Below are 17,548 nucleotides of genomic sequence, written 5' to 3'. Positions count from 1 at the left end.
TCGCAAACGGGCGAAAGGAAGCAGTCTAATTTTTTTGGGAAATTCCCTATCTATATTGAAGAACGACAGGCTTTTTCACCTCAGTCATCAATACTTGGCAGGCAGTCGGCGGAAAGGGAGCGGATTTCTGAAATCAGCTGGAACTTTTATAAGAAAAAACTGTAGGCTAGTCTCATCCCGAACCATGTTTAAGACAAAGTTATCCTCCATGTTTTTTACTGTAACCTTTAATGGATTTCAGAATTCAACTGGAACGTTTGTTAAATAAATAACATATTACTTCTATTCTCTAATAAATGAGAACAAACTTTTCCAACTCTGCTACTTTTCCGTTAAAAAGGCTTATATACAGTTTGATGGGAACATAAGAGGAGGGATTACAGTGAAAATAGCATTACGGACATTATTGGATCGATCAGTGAAAAAGATGGGCAAAGGGATGAATCCTGTTGTGAAGGCATCAGCATTGGAAATGGTGGAACGTGCTTATAATGAAGGGATCACTGTGCAGATAAGTGAAGGTTATCGCTCTTTGGAAGAACAAGCCGCGCTTTATGGTCAAGGACGAGTTTACAGCTACAATGGAAAAAACTATAGTAATCTAGCTAAACCCATTGTGACGAATGCTAAGCCAGGGCAATCCTATCATAATTATGGACTGGCTATTGATTTCTTCATTGTGAGTGATGATGGCAGGAGAGCAATATGGACAGTTAATTCAAAGTGGCAGCGCGTGGCTGCCATAGGTAAGGATTTAGGATTCAAATGGGGCGGGGATTGGAGCTCATTCAAAGATTATCCCCATTTGGAGATGACAAGCGGGTTATCTTATACTCAGTTACAAGCAGGAAAGAAACCGCACCTTGCCTTTAAATTAGAAAGAACGGATATACCGAAGACCAACAAAGGAGATCGTCTTATAATTTCGATCCAAAAAACGTTAAATGGCCGATATAAAAAAGCTATTGAGGGTGATGGGTTTTATGGCCCCAAAACTCGATCGGCCCTTATAAAAGGTTTACAAACGGAATTGAATAAGCAATTCAATAAAAAGCTTGTTGTCGATGGGAAATGGGGACCTAAAACCAAGAATGCGATCGTCACCATAAAAAAAGGCGCTAGCTGCAATATCACATGGATCCTGCAAGCAGCGCTCTATATGAAAGGATATAACCCTGGGCCCCTTGATGGAGAATTCGGAAAAAATACCGAGACGGCACTATTCAAATACCAAAGAGCAAGCAGGATATCCGCTGATAAGCTTGCAGGTAAAGAAACATGGAATGATTTGTTAGCTTGATAGAGAATCCATACTGTCAGCAGAAAGTTAAAGCTGTGGCAAGAGTGCACCAACTACCTTTTTTCATTACTAATACTTTCAAATGTTAATTATGGATTGTAAAGTTCTTAATATCCCTTTAGAGTACGTACCTGTTGCTATTTTAGTATGAGCTTCCTTGGCTTCTTGAGTTGCATTCCCTACAAGGTAACCATGTTTAACACTTTTTAACATGAGCAAATCATTTCCGCTATCCCCGAAAGCAAAGGCATGCTCCCGACTCAGCCCGAATTTGTCTAGCATAAATCGTACAATCTCATTTTTACCAGTACCTAATGGAATAAAGTCTATATCATAACTATCTTCAGGATCGCCGGCAAGGGGATTACAACGATTGATATTTACCCCTATCCCGTACTCTTTGGCCACCTTCTGGATAGTGGATAAGTTCTTCTTGTCGACAGATTCATGTTGTATTTGATAATAATAATTTCTTTTATAGCGTGAACTTCCCATTTGAGTCTGAGGAATCAATGGTATATTGCCGTTGAGTAGAACATTATAAATTTCATCGACTTTCCGTTTATTAAATTCTTCGATATTAATCTGTGAATGCCAATTTGGATCCTTTTCCAAAAAGTTATTTTCTGAGAAATAGGTAATTTCGGTACCTAAGTCACTTGCAATAAAATGTGGGAAAAATCTGAATCCACCATGTTCCATTTTATGTAATATTGATTCGATACTACTCCCAGTGACCCAGCCAAAGACAAGTTCTTCATCATTACTTTTTGCTTCTAAGTAATTTTCAAGTTCATATAAATCTTTCTGTCTCTCGTGACTCATGGAGTGAGGATAATAGGTTTCATCAAAATCACAGAATACAATGTATTTTGGGTCTTCAACATTTGGCAATAACTGAAACCCGCCCTTTTTATTCAATAACATAACAATCCCTCCATAAGCTAAAAATTTTAAAAATACAACTCAGAAATATTTTGTTAATATATTAGGAACGGTTTAATAATAACTTCTGAAATCGATAACATGTCAACCACTTATTACAAGGATGGGATTAAATGACGAGAATTAGCGAGATAGCCAAGATATGTAATGTCTCTAAAACAACGGTATCTAGAGTCTTAAACAATCATCCATATGTATCAAAAGAAAAAAGGGAACAAATCTTAAAGGTCATTGAAGAGCTTGATTATGCACCAAGTTCTCTTGCCCGGAATTTTAGGACAAATAAAACCAAAGCCATTGCAATATCAGTCCCAAGATTCGATCATCCATTCTTTGCCCAATTGGTTAAAGGAGTATCTCTAGCAGCATTGGAAAATGATTATAAAGTTCTTATTTTTCAAACCTTTTATGATTCGAAAAATGAATTAGATGTTTTGGAAAAATTAAAGAATAGAGAAGTAGATGGGGTTATTTTAGGAGCGTTAGAAAATGAATGGAATGTAATAAAGCCTTATTTGAAATATGGCCCAATTTTACTGTGTAATGAATACCATGATTCCGCCTCTGTACCAATTATTGGTTATGACGAATTCGAAGCGACATACAAAGCTGTTAATCATTTAATAAAAAAAGGCCATAGGAAGATAGGTTTTTGCTACGATACTTCTTATAGTCAGGCTCAGAATCAAAGAAAAGAGGGGTTTTTCAAAGCTCTAGCAGATAATAATTTACTAAATAATGAAGACTGGATATTTGGACATGGATTTAATATTGAAGATGGATTTCGTATTTGTGATGAAATAGTAAAATTAAAAGAAAAACCTACTGCCTTATTTACTGGAAATGATCAAGTCGCAGCAGGAATAATTAAAAAGGCAACTATGTTGGGCTATAAAATACCGGAATACCTAGCTATAGTTGGGTATGATAATCAATCTATTTGCCAAGTCACAACCCCCACCATAACCACAATCGATATACCAATTATGGAATTAGGACAACGCACTGTAATGGAATTGATTAAATATTTAAGTAGTGATTTGAAATTAAAGCGCGACGTTATTAAATTGCCTACCAAACTTAAAATCAGAGAATCAACCTAACATTCATAAAGATATAAAAACTTAAAATTCAGGTTCATTATCCTTTTAGGCAGACACTGAAGAAATTCTAAAAGAAGGGGGTTCAGAAGTATATGAATGTTAGCGGATGGGAGGTAATCCGTCCTACCCCGGGAATAATTCAACTTTCCCGGGAAAATCCGACCTACCTCCGAATAATCCGACCTACCCAGGGAATAATCCGACCTACCCAGGGAATAATTCGACCCACGCGGAAATAATTCGACATACTTCAAGATAATCCGACCTACCCGGGAATAATTCGACTTTCCCGGGAAATAATTCACCTAAACCCGGCATAATTCGACTTCCACCGGAAAAATCCTCCCTATACACAAATCCGCTTTTCACTTAAAGAATTCATTCAAAGTTCCAGGCACCAATCATTGCATTGCATAAAGCTCCCTGGCGGGTATTCGAATTCACATTCGGAGTTGAGAGTGAATCCGAGCTTGCGGCAGATTGCGTTTGATGCATGATTATTGATCGAAGGGAAAGCGTGAATATATTTGTATTTTCGTTCAGCTTTGATTTTCTCTATCAGTGCCTTCACGGCATGAGATGCGATTCCTTTTCCTTGGAAGGAAGGGAGGACACTCCAACCGATTTCGTACACATTTTGATCGTTCCACACTTTTTGCCAGTAGCCAACGGAACCGGCTGCCTTTGCCTCTGGAAACGGGTTGATGCTAAACATGCATCCCTTATCTCCTATCTGTAGATACCGTTGATGACGCTTCAGGATTTGTTCATTACTTTCTGGTCCGCCAAGGTGTTCCATCATTTCTGGGGCATTTAGTTGAAATAGTAATTCAAGGTCTTTTTCTTCCCACGGTTTAATTTCTAATCTAGTTTCCGAAATCCCACTCACCCCTAAATTTTATATTTTCTCTTATAATCTTCTTGGCTTAATGCGAGATTCCTTTATTTGACCTTATTATTCTATTGCCTTTGTGTTGAAGTTTGATTTTAATAAGAATAAAGAGATGAATGTTTCCCATTAAATGCTATAATTTACAGGTGATTCTATCAAATGACAGAGAACGGAGATGAAGAAATGAAATCTTCAGTAAATCAGTTTTCCACTCAATTTGAATGGATATTGAATGTGATCAATGTGGGTGTCCATATTGTGAATAAAGATGGGGATACGGTTTTTTACAATGAAATGATGGCACATATTGACGGGCTTGAGCGTGAACAAGTGCTGGGGGAGAATATTTTTCAGCTTTATCCTTCCTTGACTGATGAATCCAGTACGCTGCATGTAGCATTGGAAAAAGGCAATGAAACGATTGAGTCCATTCAAACATATGTCAACTTAAAGGAGAAAAAGATAACGTCCATCAATAGTACTTATCCTTTGTATGAGGATGGTGAAATTATTGGGGCAGTGGAAATCGCAAAGGATATTACGAAGGTCATGAATATGTATGACCAAATTGTCGATTTGCGTTCCCAGCTGGCCGAGACCCATAGGAAAAATAAGTTCTCTGAAGGGACGGCGACCTATCATTTTAGTGATTTGATCGGTAATAGCCCTGCTTTTCAGCAAGCGATTTCCTTGGCGAAAAAAGCGGCCCGTACACATTCCCCAGTCATGATATATGGACCAACAGGAACAGGGAAGGAACTTGTCGCTCAAAGTATACATAATGTAAGTGCTCAGCGAAATCAGCCATTCATAGCGCAAAACTGTGCCGCTGTTCCCAAGGAATTGATGGAGGGGCTGCTGTTCGGTACGACAAAAGGGGCTTTTACCGGAGCGATGGATCGCATGGGCATTTTTGAACAGGCAAATGGCGGTACCCTTTTCCTTGATGAGCTGAATAGCCTCGACCTCGGCCTGCAGGCCAAATTGCTGCGAGTGCTTCAGGAAGGTGAGGTGCGCCGTGTTGGAGGTTCGAAGGAGCAAAAGATTAATGTGAAGATCATTGCTGCGATGAACATTTCTCCAGAAGAGGCGTTGGAGCGGGGAATCATTCGTTCGGATTTATTCTTTCGCCTCAATGTCGTGACGATCCAGATGCCTTCTCTTTCGGAGCGTAAAACGGATATTCCGGAAATCGTCAATCACTTTATTCAAAAATTCAACAAATCATTTTTTACGGAAGTGCGCGGGATCAGTCATAAGGCGATGCAGCGTCTTCTTCAATATCCATGGCCAGGGAACATTCGTGAACTGGGACATGCCATCGAGTTAACTTTTAACGTCATGGACGCAGGGGAAGATATGATTGATGAACATCATCTTCCTGCCTATCTTTTCCCTTCAGGAAATTACGCAACAGCAAATGCGCAGAGCAATCCTACCCCATTGAAAAACAGGATTGATTTACCTGTTGTTCTTGAAGAAATGGAAAGGGAAATGATCATCAACATGTTTGAGAAATATAACGGGAATATCAGCAAAACGGCAGAAGCCCTCAATATTAAAAGGCAGGGACTGCAATATAAGTTAAACAAGTACGGCATTGAAAAAGTTTATACGGCAGGGTCGAAGGCATCCAAGTGAATTCAGGTTTTTTTGGAAACGCTGTCACTGTCATATCATGATGTAATGTAAAGAAACCTTCAGAATGTAGACAAACCCGATGAAAATCGAGTTTGTCTACATTTTTTTAGCTTGTACAAATTTGGACGTTGATTGGAACGTAGAGCACTCGCTTTCCGCGGGCGGTCCGGGAGCCTCCTCGGCGCACTTGCGCCTGAGGGGTCTCCCTTGGACTCGCTATTCCCGCAGGAGTCTCGCACCTTTCGTTCCAATCAACTATGTTTAAAAATTTGAATAGAATTCCTTTTGTCTACAAACTGGAGGGCTCTTGTGTAAAGAGAGCCTTCTTTTTTATTGACTGGCGCAAAGAATCTGGCTGCAAAAAATTATGCGTTATGAAAAATATCTTGCGATTTCAAGCTCGGTTTGCCCCCTTTTTCTTATGTTTTCCTTGTAATCAATGTTGGCATCATTCTTGCGAGAGTATATAGATAAGTTCTTATAATAAGGGGGCATTATTAATGAATTTGATGGGAATTGATGTAAAACATAAAGAATACCTAGGTGGACGCAGGCATTATAATGATATCGAATTGTGGAAGGACGTAACGGAAGAGCAGTGGAATGATTGGATCTGGCAGTTGACCAATACGATTAAAACACTGGATGATCTGAAAAAGGTCGTCAACCTGACACCGGATGAAGAAGAAGGAGTCCGGATTTCGACTCAAACGATTCCATTGAACATTACACCTTATTATGCTTCTTTGATGAATCCCGATGATCCTCGCTGTCCGATTCGTTTACAGTCGGTACCGCTTTCGGCAGAAATGAACAAGACTAGATATGATTTGGAGGATCCGCTGCATGAGGATGAGGATTCCCCAGTTCCAGGATTGACGCATCGTTATCCGGATCGCGTTCTGTTCCTTGTAACGAACCAATGCTCCATGTACTGCAGATATTGTACGCGACGCCGTTTTTCAGGTCAGGTTGGCATGGGTGTTCCCAAGAAGCAGCTTGACGGGGCGATTGAATATATCCGGAACACTCCGGAAGTGAGGGACGTGCTGATCTCTGGAGGAGACGGTCTGTTGATCAATGATAAGATCCTTGAATACGTATTGAGTAACTTACGTGCCATCCCGCATGTGGAAATCATTCGGATCGGCACACGTGCACCGGTCGTTTTCCCGCAGAGGATTACAGAAAATTTATGTAATATTCTGAAAAAATACCATCCGGTTTGGTTGAATACGCATTTCAATCATTCACTTGAACTGACGGATGAAGCGAAAAAAGCATGTGATATGCTGTCGATGGCAGGGGTGCCGCTTGGTAATCAGGCAGTCATCCTGGCTGGTATCAACGATAGTGTCCATATTATGAAAAAGCTTATGCATGACTGTGTTAAAGCAAGGGTAAGACCTTATTACATTTATCAATGTGATCTATCTGAAGGGATTGGCCATTTCCGGGCGCCGGTTTCAAAAGGATTGGAAATCATTGAAGCGCTGCGCGGCCATACATCAGGATATGCAGTGCCAACCTTTGTGGTGGATGCTCCTGGCGGTGGCGGAAAGATTGCCTTGACTCCGAATTACCTTCTTTCGCAAAGTCCGGATAAAGTCGTTTTACGGAACTTTGAAGGAGTAATCACAAGCTATCCGGAGCCGAAGAATTATGTTGCCGGCAGTGCGGATGCTTACTTTGATGAAGTGTATGGTACTGCGGATAGGAAAGAAGCCGTCGGGATTTCCGCTCTCATGACGGACGAGAAATTCAACTTGGTGCCGGAGGGCCTTCGTCGTCTTGACAAGAGAAAAGCTTATGAAAACACTGATGAACATGCTTCCTTGAAGGATCGCCGTGATAAACGGGATGAAATGAAGGAAAAATTAAGGTTAGCCCAAGAAAAAAAGAACGCCATGGCCGCCAGTGGCTCGGTGAAATCTGATGGCAAGGAGGAATGAAGATGGACTGCTTATGGTGCAATGCCCCAAACGTAGAAGAAAGTGAAAAGAAGGACTGTTACTGGATCATGCCTGACGGGAAACGCTCAATAAAAGTCCTTCAAGTTCCAGCCCTGAACTGCCCTGAATGTGGAATCTATGTATCTGATTCGATGAATCAAAAGGTGGATGAAGCCTTATCCATATATGATGTGAGTGAATATCCTGATGAGTTTACGTATGATCAGCTTCTTCAGGCACCTGTCAAAAAATTATTCAATTGGAAATAGAATGTCGGGAGAAGCGGATGATATGCATCTCTTCTCCCGAATTCTTTAAATAAGGGGGGTACATAATGCCTGTTCAAAAGCTGCCTTTTTTCACCCAAATGGAGACTGGGGATTGTTATACGATGGAGCTCTATCATGATCATGCCAATCAGCGCTTACGCATGGATGATTATCGGGGAAATATCAACAAAGCGATCGATCGGGCCCTTGCCATCGCAAAGGAGCAGGGCTTTACTAAAGTGATACTTAAAGCGAGGAATGAAGATTTATCCGCTGCATTGAGTCAGGGATTCATGCTGGAAGGAATATTGAGCAAGTATTTCAAAGGGAATGATGCCTATTGCATGGCCTTCTATTTAACGGATGAAAGACGAACAAGCGACTTTTGGGTCAAGGAAGATAAAGTAATCCAAGATGTCAGTCAGATTCCTAGACTGATTGAATCTCAGCAAATACCTAAGGATTATATCCTCCGGTTTGCTACGGTTGAAGATGCAAAAGAGCTGGCGTATTTATATGGTGCCATCTTTGAAACCTATCCTACACCGATGAATGATGAGCGATATATCAAGAAAGTGATGGAGGAAGGTACGATCTTTAGTGTTATCGAATATGAAGGAACCATTGTGAGTGCTGCATCCGCTGAAGTGAATGAGATATATCACAATGCTGAATTAACGGACTGTGCAACAATTCCCCAACATCGGAAGCATGGTTTCATGAAGGTGCTCATCTCCGCCTTGGAACAAGAATTGTTCAGGAAAAACATTTATTGCTCTTATTCATTAGCGCGTTCATTGTCAATGGGCATGAACGCCGTCTTTCATCAGCTGGGATATGAATATGGTGGCAGATTAACGAAGAATTGCAATATTTGGGATAAGTATGAGGACATGAATATTTGGGGTAAAGATTTATCCCTCAAGTAGGAGGATTGTTTTTATGGCTAAATACACATGGGTTGATAAAGAAACTTGTATTGCGTGCGGGGCATGCGGTTCAACAGGTCCTGAGATTTATGACTATGACGATCAAGGGATCGCTTTCGTCATCTTGGACGATAATCAAGGGATTGCCGAGGTTCCTGAAATCCTGCATGATGACATGCAAGATGCTATGGAAGGCTGCCCTACAGAATCCATCCTGATTCAGGATGAGCCTTTTAGTTGGTAGGATCGGTTCCTTTTAAGAACTTAATTGATTAATAGATATTGCACAGTGGGTACGAACGTTAAAAGGAGAGATGACATGACACGCAATTATTTAATTAAGCCTACTTTAGATCATGACTATCCCACTATCTCTCATGGGAATGGAATTTATCTTTATGATACAGATGGAAAACAGTATATAGACGGCTCATCAGGTGCGGTCACGGCAAGTATTGGACATGGTGTTTTGGATATTGTCGAGGCCATGACGGAGCAGGCCCGCAAGGTTTCTTTTGCATATAGGTCTCATTTTACGAGCGGAGCCGCAGAGGCATTGGCCAAAAAGCTAAGTGAGCTGGCTCCAGGGGATTTGAATTGGTCATTTTTTGTGAATAGTGGATCGGAAGCGACTGAAACGGCAATGAAGATCGCAATTCAACATTGGCAAGAAAAAGGGTTTGAGCGAAAAAATCGCATAATCTCCAGGTGGACGAGTTATCACGGGATTACGATGGGCGCTTTATCGATGTCAGGCCATGTACCAAGAAGAAAACGTTTTGTGCCGCTATTGGAGGATTTTCCTAGCATATCTGCTCCCTACTGTTATCGCTGTCCTCATAATAACGAAACTTCAGGATGCAAGCTTAAGTGTGCAGACGAACTGGAGACAGCGATTCAAAGGGTCGGCTCCGAAAATGTCGCAGCCTTCATCGCAGAACCGATAATCGGGGCATCCGCTGGTGCTGTAACACCGCCGGATGGCTACTATCAGAGGATTAAGGAAATCTGCGAAACCTATGACATTCTTTTTATCGCCGATGAGGTAATGACGGGAATCGGCCGGACAGGAAAAATGTTCGCAATGGAACACTGGGGAGTCACCCCGGATATCATCGCATTGGGTAAAGGAATGAGCGCCGGGTATACTCCAATCGCAGCCACGATGATTACTGACCGTGTCATGGAGCCCATTTTAAAAGGCTCAAAATCTATCATGGCTGGACACACATATAGTGCAAACCCTCTATCTGCAGCCGTTTCATTGGAAGTGCTTTCCTACATTGAGCGCAATGACCTGGTTCGCGCAGCGGAAGAGAAAGGCCAATATCTGTTTAAGAAGCTTCAAGGCTTGGCCGAGAAATTCGACATCATCGGTGATGTAAGAGGGAAAGGGCTTCTCCTTGGACTTGAGTTTGTCTCAGATCGGGTATCAAAAACGCCATTCGACTTGCAAATCGGCCTGACTCCAAGGCTTGTCAATAAGGCTTTTGCGAAGGGGTTGATAATCTATCCTGCTGCAGGTGCGATTGAAGGAATCGCTGGTGATGCGGTTATCATATCTCCGCCATTAATCATTACGAATGAAGAAATCGATCGCCTCGTCAAGATACTGGAAGCTTCCCTCGAAGAATTGCAGCAAGAATTGCACGCGGAAGGTTTGATTGAGAACATGCAGGCTATTTAGGAGGAACGATATGAAGCAGGTCATTACGAAGAAAAACAAAATTGTGACCATGGAAGAAGCGCTGGAGCATATTTCCGATGGATGCACACTCATGTATGGCGGATTTGGAGGAGTGGGGACTCCTCCGACGCTTGTACAGGGTATCCTTGACAAGGGCGTTAAGGAATTGACCTTGATTGGCAATGATACTGGATTCCCTGATATCGGCATTGGCCGGCTTGTGACTGCTGAAAGGGCAAAGAAAGTGATTGCCTCGCATATCGGATCCAATCCTAATGCCGGCAAGCTCATGACTGAAGGAAAGCTGCAAGTCGAATTTTCACCGCAGGGTACATTAGCCGAACGGATTCGTGCCGGCGGTGTAGGCTTAGGCGGGATTTTTGTCGATGTCGGGATTGGTACGATAGCCGAAGAAGGCAAGGACAAGATTGTGATAGAAGGAAAAGAATATTTGGTGGAAACCGCTTTGATGGCTGAGGTCAGCATCGTCCATGCCAAAAAGGCCGACTCACTTGGGAATTTAGTGTACGACAAGACTGCATGTAATTTCAATCCGCTGGTAGCGATGGCAGGGGCCTTCACGATTGCGGAAGTGGAGGAAATCGTTCCTGCAGGCGAATTGGATCCGGAATGTATTGCCACACCAGGCATTTATGTAGATATGGTGATTCCGACAAAAGGGGTGAATTGGAAATGGGCATGGCAGTAGATGTACGAAATCGCATCGCGAAACGCGCCGCCAAGGAAATCCATGACGGATTGATCGTCAATTTAGGCATCGGCATCCCTACCTTGGTGGCGGACCATATACCTCAAGATATCTCTGTGCTGTTCCATGCGGAAAACGGAGTTCTCGGTACCGGTCCAAGTCCGGATCCGGGAAAGGAAGATCCTGCCCTCTGTAACGCGGGTGGTTTCCCGATCACAACTGTAATGGGAGCCTCATATTTTGATAGTGCAACAGCATTTGGAATGATCAGGAAAGGATACATCGACATCACCATCCTTGGAGCCCTGGAAGTGAGTGAAAAAGGGGATTTGGCGAATTGGATTGTCCCAGGGAAGCGGGTGCCGGGGATGGGCGGGGCAATGGAACTTGCCCAGAAAGCCAAAAAGGTGATCGTCCTGATGAATCACGTGAATAAGCAGGGTGAATCGAAGATATTGAAGACATGTACGCTACCATTGACGGCCAGGCAGAGTGTGAATTTAATCATTACGGATATGGCTGTCATGGAAGTTACATCAGAGGGATTGGTGCTCAAGGAAGTCATGGCGCCATTTACCGTGGATGATGTGCTAAGGAATACGGAGGCAACGTTGAAAATCCATGCTGCCGTCAACACCATTGAATAGGTAAGAGGAGGAAAAAAGCTTGAATGAGGTTGTCATCGTTGCTGGGGCGCGAACTGCAGTTGGATCCTTTGGAAAATCACTCAGGAATGTTAAAGCTACCGAATTGGGCCGTCAAGTATTGGAAGGTTTAATGGAGAATTCCGGTTTGGGAAAAGAAAAAGTCAATGAAGTGATTTTCGGACACGGCTATGTCCACGGAGGCGGGCTTAACTCGGCACGAATTTCGTCGCAGCTGGCATGTTTCCCACACAGTGTCCCAGGACACGTTGTAATCAAAGCATGTGGATCAGGTTTAAAGGCCATTACCAACGCCGCTTTAACTATCGCTGCTGGTCAAGAAGACGTCATTATTGCCGGCGGAGTGGAGAGCATGAGCAATGTGCCTTATATCGTGAAAAATAGATGGGGCGGTAAATTTGGAAACGTAACGATGGAGGATGCTCTGCTGGCAGATGGATTAATATGTTCCTTGGGAAATGAGCATATGGGGATAACTGCCGAGCGCTTGGCTGAAAAATACGGTATCCGCCGTGAAGAACAGGATCAATTTGCTTATCAAAGCCACAAGAAGGCTTGGAAAGCTATAGTAGAAGGTCGCTTTGATAGAGAAATTATTTCGCTTAAAATCAAGGATCGAAAAGGACTTCAAATCTTCAACCATGACGAAGGGGTACGCGAGGACATTCATCTAGATCAACTAGCCAGCCTCCCAGCAGTATTCAAAAATGAAGGAACCATTACGGCAGGAAATGCCTGTCCTATGAATGATGGAGCTGCAGCTGTACTATTAATGTCCAAACAGCAAGCAGAAGAAAAGGGATTAAAACCGCTCTTGAAAATAAAGGCTTTCGCCAGTGCAGGAGTTGAACCTGGAGTTATGGGGATTGGACCCGTACCAGCGACTCGAAAGGCATTGGCAAAAGCAGGTCTATCGTTAGAGGATATCGGACTGATTGAACTTAATGAAGCCTTTGCTGCCCAAGCACTTGCAGTGATCAAGGAGTTAGATTTGAATCAGGATATTGTCAATGTCAATGGAGGGGCAATTGCACTTGGTCACCCTGTAGGAGCAACAGGTGCAAAATTGACAGTCACACTGATGCATGAAATGTTGCGTTCACAAGTTAAGTACGGAATGGTAACGTTGTGTATGGCAGGTGGAATGGGACTTTCAGTAATCTATGAGAATATGTGTATTTAAGGAGGATAAATGTGCCGGATATAAAAAAACGGATAAACCAATGGATAGAGGATCATCGGGTAGAAGGAACAAACCTATTGCAAAAAATGGTACAAGCCCCGAGTACGCAAGGAAATGAAGCAGGGGCACAAGCCATCGTCGCACAAAAGCTGCAGGAAATGGGTTTGCAGATCGATAGTTGGGAACCTGACGGCGGAGAGCTGAAAAAGCATTCATATTTCTATTCTCCACGCAGTGAATTTTCCAACAGCCCCAATGTGGTAGGTATCATGAAAGGGACTGGAGGCGGACGTTCCATCATTTTGAACGGACACATCGATGTGGTCCCGGATGGAGACCGGGATCAGTGGGACGACGACCCATATAGCGGAGCGATTAAGAATGGAAGAATGTTTGGACGCGGAGTAACCGATATGAAGGGTGGAAATGTATCGCTGATCCTTGCGATGCAGGCATTGAAGGAAAATGGCATCCAATTAAAGGGAGATGTCATATTTCAAAGTGTGATTGAAGAAGAAAGCGGCGGAGCCGGAACATTAGCGGCCGTCCTGAGGGGATATAAAGCCGATGCCGCCCTGATACCTGAACCGACGAATATGAGGATCTTTCCGAAACAGCAGGGTTCGATGTGGTTCCGGATCCATGTAAAAGGACGGTCAGCACATGGCGGAACAAGGTATGAAGGCGTTAGTGCGATTGAAAAAAGCATGGCTGTCATCAATCATATCCGTGCCTTGGAAGACAAGCGAAATGCACGTATCAGTGATCCGCTTTATCAGAACACGCCTATTCCGATTCCTATCAATCTAGGTGTCATTGAAGGCGGCAATTGGCCGTCATCCGTCCCCGACCTTGTGAAAATCGAAGGAAGGATGGGCGTTGCGCCGGAGGAAACGATGGAGCAGGCGAAAGACGAAATGGCTGCCTGGTTATTGCAGCTGGGGGAAGTGGACCAATGGTTCAAGGAAAACCCACCAGTATTGGAATGGTTCGGGGCACGCTGGGTTCCGGGAGCAATCGACGTAGAGCATGAATTGATGAATGCGCTTGTTCATCAATATCGGCAAGTGGCCGGACAGGACCCTGTCATTGAAGCATCTCCTTGGGGAACGGATGGGGGATTGCTGACACATGTCGGTGAAACGCCTGCAATCGTGTTCGGGCCAGGAGTAACCGAGGTTGCCCACTATCCAAATGAATACATCCTGCTCGACAACGTGTTCTCCACAGCCGAGATCATTGCCCTTACTTTAATTCAATGGTGTGGAATGGAGACTGAGCAGGATGGGGTCACCCAATCCGGGAATAGGGAGACGATACCAGGCAATGGCAATTAAACTGGATAGTAACCCAGCAAGTAAAGCACAAAGCGGTTGTTAAAAACTCTTATATTTCTTGAACTTTTAACTATAAAAGAAAATGAGGTAGGAACCATATGGATATGAATCTCATTGATAATCAAGAACCGACAGTTAAAAGGCATCCCGATAATCAAGAACCGACAGTTAAAAGGCAACTGAAAGCAAGGCATATGACCATGATTGCCATTGGCGGTTCAATAGGAACCGGATTATTCCTGGCAAGCGGGGCAACCATCCAGAGTGCAGGACCTGGTGGTGCCCTGGCTGCATATGCCTGCATTGGAATCATGGTTTATTTCTTGATGACGAGCTTAGGGGAAATGGCGACTTATATGCCTGTGTCGGGATCATTTTCCACCTACGCCACACGCTTTGTTGATCCCGCATTCGGCTTTGCACTTGGCTGGAATTATTGGTTTAACTGGGCAGTCACCCTTGCCGTGGAAATAGCTGCAGCAGCCATCATCATGAAATTTTGGCTCCCTGATGTACCCAGCCTTATATGGAGCGCATTGTTTCTTGGAATCGTCTTCACCCTCAACGCCCTATCCATTAAAAGCTATGGTGAATCTGAATATTGGTTTGCACTAATAAAAGTCATCGCCATCATTTTCTTTATCATTATTGGTCTATTGACCATATTGGGGGTTTTTGGCGGAAAGGTGATCGGATTTGAAAACTTCACCATGGATGAGGCACCATTCAAGGGAGGATTTTTATCGATCATCTCAATCTTTCTAATCGCGGGATTTTCTTTTCAAGGAACTGAACTTGTTGGTATTGCTGCCGGAGAAAGTGAAGAACCCGAAAAAAATGTTCCGAATGCGATCCGCCAAGTATTTTGGCGCATCCTCTTATTTTACATCGGGGCCATCCTGATACTCGGCCTCTTAATACCTTATACGAGTCCAAGTTTGTTGAACGGAGATGTCGAAAACATTTCTGTAAGCCCTTTCACACTTGTCTTTGAACGGGCAGGACTGGCATTCGCGGCATCCGTCATGAATGCGGTCGTGTTAACCTCCTTACTATCCGCAGGGAACTCGGGGCTATATGCATCAACGCGGATGTTATGGTCGATGGCAAAAGATAAACAAGCTCCCAAATTCCTGGCTAAAGTCAACCGCAGGGGAATCCCGATGAATGCTTTGATCATGACATCCTTAATTGGAGGACTCGCCTTCTTGACCTCCATTTTCGGGGACCATGTATTTACATGGCTATTGAATGCATCCGGGCTGACCGGCTTCATCGCCTGGATTGGAATCGCCATAAGCCATTATCGCTTTAGACGTGCCTATGTTGCACAGGGTGGTGACCTAAACGAACTGAAATATAAAGCAAAATGGTTTCCATTCGGTCCGATTCTTTCATTCACCCTTTGCATGCTCGTCATAGCAGGACAGAACTATGGAGCATTCCTAAGCGGCAGCATCGACTGGTATGGCGTCGCCGTCTCCTATATCGGATTACCGATATTCCTGGTAGTCTGGTTAGGATACAAGATTTATCACAAGACCAAATTAATATCATTAAAAGATTGTCAATTCGATAAATCAGATGTGGCTTGATATCAATGGAAAAAACCTGAGACCCCTTTGGGGACTCAGGTTTTTTTATGGGGATTTGTATCGAAATCCAGTTATATCTGCGAAAATCGGAATATATCTCCGAAAATCCAGTTATATCTGCGAAAATCGGAATATATCTCCGAAAATCCAGTTATATCTGCGAAAATCGGAATATATCTCCGAAAATCCAGTTATATCTGCGAAAATCGGAATATATCTCCGAAAATCCAGTTATATCTGCGAAAATCGAATTATATCTCCGAAAATCCAGTTATATCTGCGAAAATCGAATTATATCTCCGAAACGGCAATTATCCATCTTAAATCATTTTTTTGCAGCTGAATAATTGGGAAGGGTGCGCAATACTATTATTCTATGTATGATAATACTTTGGATGAAAGGAAACTGATGATGAAAGAGTCGTTTCGCGGTTCTGGAATTGGAGTCATTTTCATGGCGTTCTTCGGTACAATGTGGGCAGGTACCGGTGTAATGGGATTGCAGGGGTGGGGGTTTCCCTACGTGGAACTCGCAGCCATATTGATCGGAATCATAATGGTTATCGGAGGCATATCATTAATTCATGCATCACAAAAAATGTCCAATCAAGTTTCAGAAAATGGGGCTAGGCGTCTTAAGCGTATCGGATTTTTGTTTAATATGGTCTTCATTGCCGAAGGTTTGCTTATCGGGATTGCCATTGCCATCTGTAATTTGATCGATCAGACCGATCTAATACCGGGTGTCATCGCCATTATTGTCGGGATTCATTTTTTACCTTTGGCCTCACTTTTCCAAATCAAGATCTACTATGCAACAGGAGTGCTTCTCTGTTTATTGGCGCTGATCACATTGCTTATTGTGCCAGACACCGTCATGTTGAGGGAGCATCAAATCCTTGCACCGTTATCATTGCTCGGCTTCGGATGTGCGCTAATTCTCTGGACCACTGGACTTACGCTATGGCTTGGAATAAAGAATTCAAGGCGAACGATGGCCGATGAAAATTGAATCAATCAAAAAACCCGTCATGGTGAACGGGTTTTTCATTTTAATTAATTCTTCATCCAGGTCAAGAGCCTGACAATTTGAAATGGTTCATTCCAAACGAGAATGAAACTTAAAAGAAAGAATGCAGCCACAGCCAAAAATTTCAAATTTCCTTTTTCCTTTTTATACATGGCCCCGAAACTGCAAAACATACCAATAAGTAACGCACCGAATCCTGAAATCATAAGCAGCTCGGAGGCTTTTGGTAAAGCAAGGGAACAGCAAAATGCTAGTGTACCAATCACGGCAAATACGATAGACCAATTGCTTAAACTTTTCATAGAGACTCC

17 protein-coding genes are annotated in these 17,548 nt (G+C 43.1%); 14 read left to right on the top strand and 3 right to left on the bottom strand.

Features of this window, described 5'->3' with window-relative positions:
• Nucleotides 1-382: 382 nt before the first annotated feature.
• Nucleotides 383-1,300, top strand: coding sequence for a peptidoglycan-binding protein (locus tag ABC374_RS19555; RefSeq protein ID WP_413019486.1), 918 nt, complete (start codon nt 383-385; stop codon nt 1,298-1,300).
• Nucleotides 1,301-1,378: 78 nt separating this feature from the next.
• On the opposite strand, the gene ABC374_RS19550 is transcribed toward ABC374_RS19555, so the two are convergent.
• Nucleotides 1,379-2,227, bottom strand: a complete 849-nt coding sequence (locus ABC374_RS19550; protein WP_413019485.1) for an HAD-IIB family hydrolase — start codon at nt 2,225-2,227, stop codon at nt 1,379-1,381.
• 131 nt (nt 2,228-2,358) lie between these two features.
• Between ABC374_RS19550 and ABC374_RS19545 the strand changes: the two genes are divergently transcribed.
• On the top strand, nt 2,359-3,348 hold the full coding sequence (locus tag ABC374_RS19545; protein ID WP_413019484.1) for a LacI family DNA-binding transcriptional regulator: 990 nt from the start codon (nt 2,359-2,361) through the stop codon (nt 3,346-3,348).
• A 382-nt stretch (nt 3,349-3,730) separates the two neighbouring features.
• Here ABC374_RS19545 and ABC374_RS19540 read toward each other — a convergent pair whose 3' ends face one another.
• On the bottom strand, nt 3,731-4,237 hold the full coding sequence (locus ABC374_RS19540) for a GNAT family N-acetyltransferase (protein ID WP_413019483.1): 507 nt from the start codon (nt 4,235-4,237) through the stop codon (nt 3,731-3,733).
• 162 nt (nt 4,238-4,399) lie between these two features.
• Here ABC374_RS19540 and ABC374_RS19535 point away from each other — a divergent pair, with 162 nt between their 5' ends.
• The 12 genes from ABC374_RS19535 to ABC374_RS19480 all read left to right on the top strand — a co-directional run bounded on the left by ABC374_RS19535 (nt 4,400) and on the right by ABC374_RS19480 (nt 17,219).
• Entirely contained in the window at nt 4,400-5,881 is a 1,482-nt protein-coding gene (locus ABC374_RS19535) for a sigma-54 interaction domain-containing protein (RefSeq protein WP_413019482.1), read from the top strand.
• Between the two features lie 509 nt (nt 5,882-6,390).
• A complete protein-coding gene (kamA, locus tag ABC374_RS19530) occupies nt 6,391-7,833 on the top strand; it encodes a lysine 2,3-aminomutase (RefSeq protein WP_413020401.1) in 1,443 nt (480 codons plus the stop codon).
• A gap of 2 nt (nt 7,834-7,835) precedes the next feature.
• Nucleotides 7,836-8,102 carry a YokU family protein gene (locus ABC374_RS19525; protein ID WP_063232442.1) on the top strand — a complete coding sequence of 89 codons (267 nt, stop codon included), beginning with the start codon at nt 7,836-7,838 and terminating at the stop codon, nt 8,100-8,102.
• A gap of 65 nt (nt 8,103-8,167) precedes the next feature.
• Complete coding sequence (gene ablB / locus ABC374_RS19520) at nt 8,168-9,031, top strand: putative beta-lysine N-acetyltransferase (protein WP_413019481.1); 864 nt, start codon at nt 8,168-8,170, stop codon at nt 9,029-9,031.
• 13 nt (nt 9,032-9,044) lie between these two features.
• Nucleotides 9,045-9,275 (top strand): ferredoxin, encoded by a 231-nt coding sequence (locus ABC374_RS19515; RefSeq protein WP_061464616.1) that lies wholly within the window; start codon nt 9,045-9,047, stop codon nt 9,273-9,275.
• 75 nt (nt 9,276-9,350) lie between these two features.
• Complete coding sequence (locus ABC374_RS19510; RefSeq protein WP_413019480.1) at nt 9,351-10,718, top strand: aspartate aminotransferase family protein; 1,368 nt, start codon at nt 9,351-9,353, stop codon at nt 10,716-10,718.
• A gap of 10 nt (nt 10,719-10,728) precedes the next feature.
• Complete coding sequence (locus tag ABC374_RS19505; RefSeq protein ID WP_413019479.1) at nt 10,729-11,427, top strand: CoA transferase subunit A; 699 nt, start codon at nt 10,729-10,731, stop codon at nt 11,425-11,427.
• On the top strand, nt 11,412-12,074 hold the full coding sequence (locus tag ABC374_RS19500; protein WP_350299951.1) for a 3-oxoacid CoA-transferase subunit B: 663 nt from the start codon (nt 11,412-11,414) through the stop codon (nt 12,072-12,074). Before ABC374_RS19505 ends, ABC374_RS19500 begins: the two co-directional genes overlap by 16 nt.
• Nucleotides 12,075-12,093: 19 nt before the next feature.
• A complete protein-coding gene (locus tag ABC374_RS19495) occupies nt 12,094-13,275 on the top strand; it encodes a thiolase family protein (RefSeq protein WP_413019478.1) in 1,182 nt (393 codons plus the stop codon).
• Between the two features lie 11 nt (nt 13,276-13,286).
• Nucleotides 13,287-14,612: a peptidase gene (locus ABC374_RS19490; RefSeq protein ID WP_413019477.1), complete on the top strand. Its 1,326-nt coding sequence runs from the start codon at nt 13,287-13,289 to the stop codon at nt 14,610-14,612.
• A gap of 98 nt (nt 14,613-14,710) precedes the next feature.
• Complete coding sequence (locus ABC374_RS19485) at nt 14,711-16,207, top strand: amino acid permease (protein ID WP_413019476.1); 1,497 nt, start codon at nt 14,711-14,713, stop codon at nt 16,205-16,207.
• A gap of 409 nt (nt 16,208-16,616) precedes the next feature.
• Complete coding sequence (locus tag ABC374_RS19480; protein WP_413019475.1) at nt 16,617-17,219, top strand: DUF7010 family protein; 603 nt, start codon at nt 16,617-16,619, stop codon at nt 17,217-17,219.
• A 44-nt stretch (nt 17,220-17,263) separates the two neighbouring features.
• Here the strand turns inward: ABC374_RS19480 and ABC374_RS19475 are convergent, their stop codons facing one another.
• On the bottom strand, nt 17,264-17,539 hold the full coding sequence (locus ABC374_RS19475; protein WP_413019474.1) for a hypothetical protein: 276 nt from the start codon (nt 17,537-17,539) through the stop codon (nt 17,264-17,266).
• Nucleotides 17,540-17,548: the final 9 nt, after the last annotated feature.

Source organism: Peribacillus phoenicis (assembly GCF_047238085.1).
Taxonomy (GTDB): Bacteria; Bacillota; Bacilli; order Bacillales; family DSM-1321; genus Peribacillus.
This window is presented reverse-complemented; position numbering and strand designations above follow the sequence as displayed.

Bases quoted from the DNA above. Each gene is read 5' to 3' on its own strand.
- ABC374_RS19480 (WP_413019475.1), top strand. From the start codon at position 16,617: ATGATGAAAGAGTCGTTTCGCGGTTCTGGAATTGGAGTCATTTTCATG.
- kamA (WP_413020401.1), top strand. From the start codon at position 6,391: ATGGGAATTGATGTAAAACATAAAGAATACCTAGGTGGACGCAGGCAT.
- ablB (WP_413019481.1), top strand. From the start codon at position 8,168: ATGCCTGTTCAAAAGCTGCCTTTTTTCACCCAAATGGAGACTGGGGAT.
- ABC374_RS19500 (WP_350299951.1), top strand. From the start codon at position 11,412: ATGGGCATGGCAGTAGATGTACGAAATCGCATCGCGAAACGCGCCGCC.
- ABC374_RS19545 (WP_413019484.1), top strand. From the start codon at position 2,359: ATGACGAGAATTAGCGAGATAGCCAAGATATGTAATGTCTCTAAAACA.
- ABC374_RS19485 (WP_413019476.1), top strand. From the start codon at position 14,711: ATGGATATGAATCTCATTGATAATCAAGAACCGACAGTTAAAAGGCAT.
- ABC374_RS19505 (WP_413019479.1), top strand. From the start codon at position 10,729: ATGAAGCAGGTCATTACGAAGAAAAACAAAATTGTGACCATGGAAGAA.
- ABC374_RS19515 (WP_061464616.1), top strand. From the start codon at position 9,045: ATGGCTAAATACACATGGGTTGATAAAGAAACTTGTATTGCGTGCGGG.
- ABC374_RS19550 (WP_413019485.1), bottom strand. From the start codon at position 2,227: ATGTTATTGAATAAAAAGGGCGGGTTTCAGTTATTGCCAAATGTTGAA.
- ABC374_RS19510 (WP_413019480.1), top strand. From the start codon at position 9,351: ATGACACGCAATTATTTAATTAAGCCTACTTTAGATCATGACTATCCC.
- ABC374_RS19525 (WP_063232442.1), top strand. From the start codon at position 7,836: ATGGACTGCTTATGGTGCAATGCCCCAAACGTAGAAGAAAGTGAAAAG.
- ABC374_RS19475 (WP_413019474.1), bottom strand. From the start codon at position 17,539: ATGAAAAGTTTAAGCAATTGGTCTATCGTATTTGCCGTGATTGGTACA.
- ABC374_RS19535 (WP_413019482.1), top strand. From the start codon at position 4,400: ATGACAGAGAACGGAGATGAAGAAATGAAATCTTCAGTAAATCAGTTT.